Annotated in this window: 5 protein-coding genes; all 5 read right to left on the bottom strand. The window is 43.7% G+C overall.

Annotated elements, in window-relative coordinates; all coding sequences use genetic code 11:
• Positions 1-838, bottom strand: an 838-nt coding sequence (locus tag V7D75_RS06400; RefSeq protein ID WP_333613882.1) for a S1 RNA-binding domain-containing protein, incomplete at its 3' end; no start/stop codon positions are given.
• A 231-nt stretch (positions 839-1,069) separates the two neighbouring features.
• Positions 1,070-1,825: a (d)CMP kinase gene (gene cmk, locus V7D75_RS06395; protein ID WP_333613880.1), complete on the bottom strand. Its 756-nt coding sequence runs from the start codon at positions 1,823-1,825 to the stop codon at positions 1,070-1,072.
• Between the two features lie 178 nt (positions 1,826-2,003).
• On the bottom strand, positions 2,004-2,546 hold the full coding sequence (gene tadA / locus V7D75_RS06390; protein ID WP_333613879.1) for a tRNA adenosine(34) deaminase TadA: 543 nt from the start codon (positions 2,544-2,546) through the stop codon (positions 2,004-2,006).
• 9 nt (positions 2,547-2,555) lie between these two features.
• Positions 2,556-3,293: a uracil-DNA glycosylase gene (locus V7D75_RS06385; RefSeq protein ID WP_333613878.1), complete on the bottom strand. Its 738-nt coding sequence runs from the start codon at positions 3,291-3,293 to the stop codon at positions 2,556-2,558.
• A 135-nt stretch (positions 3,294-3,428) separates the two neighbouring features.
• Positions 3,429-5,334, bottom strand: a 1,906-nt coding sequence (locus V7D75_RS06380) for an AAA family ATPase (protein ID WP_333613877.1), incomplete at its 5' end; no start/stop codon positions are given.

Here is a 5,334-nt window from a genome sequence, read left to right as displayed (position 1 = left end):
TACCCACTGGGTAAGTGCCGCCAACGTTATCCCAAGGATCCGTACCAAGTTGTTTCAGACCTAAGCTTACACGATTGCGCTCACGATCAAACTTCAATACTTTAACTTTTAGATCTTGACCAACTTCAACCACCTCAGATGGGTGCTTGATACGGCGCCATGCCATGTCAGTGATGTGTAATAGACCATCAATACCACCAAGATCAACGAATGCACCGTAATCAGTTAGGTTCTTAACGATACCTTCGATCTCGATACCTTCTTCAAGCTTGTTCAATAGCTCTTCACGCTCAGCTGAATTTTCAGCTTCCATAACAGCGCGGCGACTTACCACAACGTTGTTACGTTTTTGATCAAGTTTGATAACTTTAAATTCTAGCTCTTTACCTTCTAGATGCGTGGTATCACGAATCGGACGGACGTCTACCAATGAACCTGGTAGGAACGCGCGAACTGAACCGATATCAACGGTAAAGCCGCCTTTTACTTTGCTAGAAATAATACCTTTAACGATCTCATCGTTATCAGAGATTTTCTCAAGGAAATTCCAAGTTTCAACGCGTTTGGCTTTCTCGCGTGACAGTAAGGTTTGACCCATACCGTTATCAACCGCTTCAACCACGACGTCAACTGTGTCGCCAACTTCAACTTCAAGTTCGCCTTCTTCGCTTAAAAACTCTTCACGAGCGACGATACCTTCAGATTTAAGACCAGTATCTACTGTGATCCAATCGCTATCGATGGCTACAACAGTACCAGTGATAACCGAGCCACGCTCGATATCAAGACCTGTTTCTTCGATGCTCGCTTCAAATAGTTCAGCAAATGATTCCATTATGTCTACCTTTGTATAGCCGTATCCTGTCCAGTACAGTACGGATCAAATGTATGACTGTATAAAACGAGAATACTGGTTTTATATCTTATGCAGTCATATAAAAAAACGATTGTTGTTAATAAGCGATGTTTAGCAAACTCACTAGCAACAACTGTCTTACTTATATTTATACAATTTTATACTAAAACAGAAGCCATAGGAAACCTTTTAGTACTTAAAATGTTGTTTTTATTAACGATTAAAACAAATACCCTTATCTTGACAATGTTTTTTTACCAACTCATAAACCGCATCAGCGTCTAGGTTTGAGCTATCTAAAACCAGTGCGTCTTTTGCCGGTTTTGACGGTGCCGTTGCTCGGTTTTCATCACGCTCATCTCGCGCTTTAATCGTTGCCAGAATCGCATCGAAATCAGCCGCCTGCCCAGCTTTTAATAGCTGTGCCACGCGGCGCTCTGCGCGAGCGGTAGCGCTTGCGGTCAGATAGACCTTTACATCGGCATCGGGGAAAACTACCGTGCCCATGTCGCGACCATCAGCGACCAATCCTGATTGGGTTGCCATGTCTTGCTGCAATTTAAGCAGTGCTTGACGTACCTTTGGATAAACTGCAACTTGTGAAGCATAACCGCCAACGGTTTCATTGCGTACTTGCTCGCCAATCTTAGCGCCATTGACAATGATATCCACGCGTCCTGAATCGCTATTAGGCTCAAAAACGATCTGTAAGCTTTGGGTCAACTCTAATAACGCAGTCTCATCAATCGCTTGGCTGGCATCTGCTGTAATCAGACCTGCTTCAAACGCTTTTAAACCAACAATGCGATACAACGCCCCTGAATCAAGCAGCTGATAGCCCAAGGTTTGCGCTAAGCGCCACGTAACCGTGCCTTTACCTGCCCCACTTGGACCATCAATACAGATAACCGGATAGCGCAATGACGGCGTCTCACTATTGTCATTAGTATCAGGTGTGGAAGCAGACATAACACTCACTTAATCGTCAGCAAAGCTGACTTCGTGGTAAACAAAGAATTTCCCTGTGCTATCAAACGCTTGCACGGTAATAGACAGATTCGTAAGCAAATAGGGCAATAGTATAACAAACAAAACTCCCTATCACTAGCAGTGTGAACAATATCTTTTTTTTCGTTTGGACGGTTTTTTATCTTTTTTTTCGTTTGGACGCTTGCCGGCGCTGCCGAAAGAAAGCCTTTAGCATTTGACTGCTATGTTCATGACATAAGCCTTTATACACTTGAATACGATGATTATAAAAAGGCTCGGCAGCCAAGTTCATTTGACTACCAACCATGCCAGCTCTCGGCTCGCTTGCTGCATAGATAAGCTTGTCGACGCGAGCATGAATTAGCGCGCCAATACACATGGTACACGGCTCTAAAGTCACATATAACGTTGTCTGAAGTGGCAAGCGATAGTTGTTTAAACGCGTGCAGGCATCCCTTAACGCGATAATCTCTGCATGCGCGGTTGCGTCATGGCGTCCAATCGGCTCATTAAAACCTTGCCCTATCATCTGCTGATTGTGTACCAGTATCGCTCCTACGGGCACTTCTTCACGTGCAGCGCCTTGCTTAGCAAGATTAAGTGCTTGTTGCATCCAGTTGACATCTTCGACTGACCAAAGTTCATCTGTAGCAAGTTGGTGGTTAACTGGCGGATAGTGCTGCAAGCTTATGTTTTGCATATTTTTCATTTATTGCGGTAACTGCCAATCGATCGGTTTTTGGCCATGTTGTATTAGATAATCATTGGTCTTAGAAAACGGCTTAGAACCAAAAAACCCGCCACGGTTAGCAGCCAACGGCGATGGATGTACAGCGGTCAGAATCAGATGTTTATCGGTATTGATATATTTGCCCTTTTTCTGCGCTTTACTACCCCACAATATAAATACCGTATGCTCTGTTTGTTCATTGACCACGTCAATCACGGCGTCGGTAAACTGCTCCCAACCTTTATTTTGATGGCTGTTTGGCGTGCCTTCTTGTACCGTAAGCGAGCTGTTTAACAATAAAACGCCTTGCTGCGCCCAATAAGTCAGATCGCCATGTTTTGACGGAGCGATTCCGATGTCACTCGCCATCTCTTTTAGCACATTATTTAAAGACGGCGGTTTTGGCATCGCTTTTGGTACTGAAAACGATAAACCCATCGCTTGCCCTGGTCCATGATAAGGGTCTTGACCCAGTATCACCACCTTCACCTGTGATAATGGCGTTAGATTTAACGCATTAAACATTAAGGGCGCTGGCGGATAAATACTATCATCTGATTGATAGGCTTCTTTTAAAAAAGCGCGCAAGTTATCCATATTATCAGAGGTCAATTCTTCTGCTAAGGCTTGTTTCCAGTCGTCCGGTAAGCGCACATTGTCCAAAATCGCTTGTTTTTGGGCCTCGGTTTTCGTAGATTTTTCATCAAACAATTCCATGATAGGTCCTTTTTTATTTTTTATAGGAGGATAAGAAATACGGTCATTCAATAAATTATAGCAATAAAAAAACGGCTACCATTGTAACCGTTTTTATAACACCGTAACCGTTGTTATTATACAAGTAGCAAAAACTTAGCTAGCTAGTGACTCAGAATCTGGATGCGGCTCATGGGTTTCAACGACCGTTAAGATAATACGACTGTCGGCTGACCCTTTATCCGAAGATTTACCGCTAGTTTTATCAAGCTTAACCGTATCACCGTCTTGCTCATTGGCTTCTTTTGGTTCTAAGCTTAGATGGACTACCCCGCCGTTTACCAAGTCGCCAAACAAAATCATACTTGCGAGTGGCTTTTTGATCTCGTCTTGAATAAGGCGCTGCATAGGACGCGCACCCATGAGGCGATCATAGCCTTTTTCCGCCAAGTAATCACGGACTTCATCGTCAATCTCGAGCGTAACTTGCTTATCATCGAGCTGTACTTGTAGCTCAACCAAGAACTTATCGACCACAGAAACCACAACCGACGTATCTAACGCGTTGAACTGAATAATCGCATCCAAACGGTTACGGAACTCAGGCGTAAAGACGCGTTTGAGCGCTTCGGTATTGTCGCGGCTGTGATCTTGTTGGGTAAAGCCCATGGAAGATCGGCTAATACTTTCAGCGCCGACGTTGGTGGTCATAATGACGATCACTTGCTTAAAGATAGCCACGCGACCGTTGTTATCAGTCAACGTACCATGATCCATCACTTGTAATAACAAGTTAAAGACATCAGGGTGTGCTTTTTTGATTTTTTCAGTCAGCAAACCACCTTGATCATAACCAACATAGCCAGGAGGCGCACCAATCAGACGTGACGCAGTATGCGCTTCCATGTACTCCGACATATCAAAGCGAACCAACTCAACACCCAATAAGTTTGCTAATTGACGCGATACTTCTGTTTTACCAACCCCGGTTGGACCAGCAAACATAAATGAGCCAATTGGTTTATCTGGTGCTTTTAGACCGGCACGCGACAGTTTAATCGCATCTGCCAAGGTTTCAATCGCTTCATCTTGACCAAATACCAAGTGCTTAAGATCACGATCTAAATGCTCAAGAATGCTCTTATCATCACTTGATACGGATTTGGGCGGAATACGCGCAAGCTTAGCAATGATGGCTTCGATATCAGCAACATCGATTTTTATCGGTGCGCGTTTGCCTTTAGATTTCTTAGATCCATTGGCTTTATCATTGGCTTTTGCCGTATCTGCTTCTTCTTGCATTTCATTGGAAGTGCTTGTTGTATCAAAGCTGTCATCGTCATTATCAACCCCAAGACCTTCTTCATCGGCATCGATTTGCGCATCAAAGTCTTGTTCTAAATTGGCAATAAAGCTTTCTTCAGCGTCAATATCGTCTAGATCCGCGACGATACCTAAACGCTTATAAGCACCGGCTTCGTCAATAACATCGATGGCTTTATCGGGTAAAAAGCGCTCGTGAATGTGTTTTGCTGATAATTGCACAGCAGTGACCAAGGCTTCGTCGGTATATTCGACGTTATGGAACTCTTCATAACGCGGTTTCAACCCACGTAAAATATCGATACTGTCATCGACACTTGGTTCTTTCACATCAATCTTTTGGAAACGGCGTGACAATGCATGGTCTTTTTCAAACACCTGACGATATTCAGTAAAGGTTGTTGAACCAATACAGCGCAGCTCACCATTGGCAAGTGCTGGTTTGATTAAGTTTGAGACGTCCATATTGCTACTCATTGACGAGCCTGCGCCAATAATCATATGAATCTCATCGATAAACAAAATCGCATTGGGTTTTTTCTTTAACGCATCAAGTAGCGATTTCATCCGTTTTTCAAAATCACCGCGGTACTTAGTACCAGCGATTAATGAGCCGATATCTAGGCTATAAATCACACAGCCATTCAAAGGTTTTGGTGCTTTATCATTGATAATCAACCACGCCAAACCTTCAGCAATTGAAGTCTTACCCACACCTGGCTCACCCACCAATAGTGGG

The sequence above is a fragment of the Psychrobacter sp. genome (assembly GCF_036731945.1).
Lineage (GTDB): Bacteria > Pseudomonadota > Gammaproteobacteria > Pseudomonadales > Moraxellaceae > Psychrobacter.
Note: the sequence above shows the minus strand (reverse complement) of the source record. Positions and strands in the feature narration are given on the sequence as shown.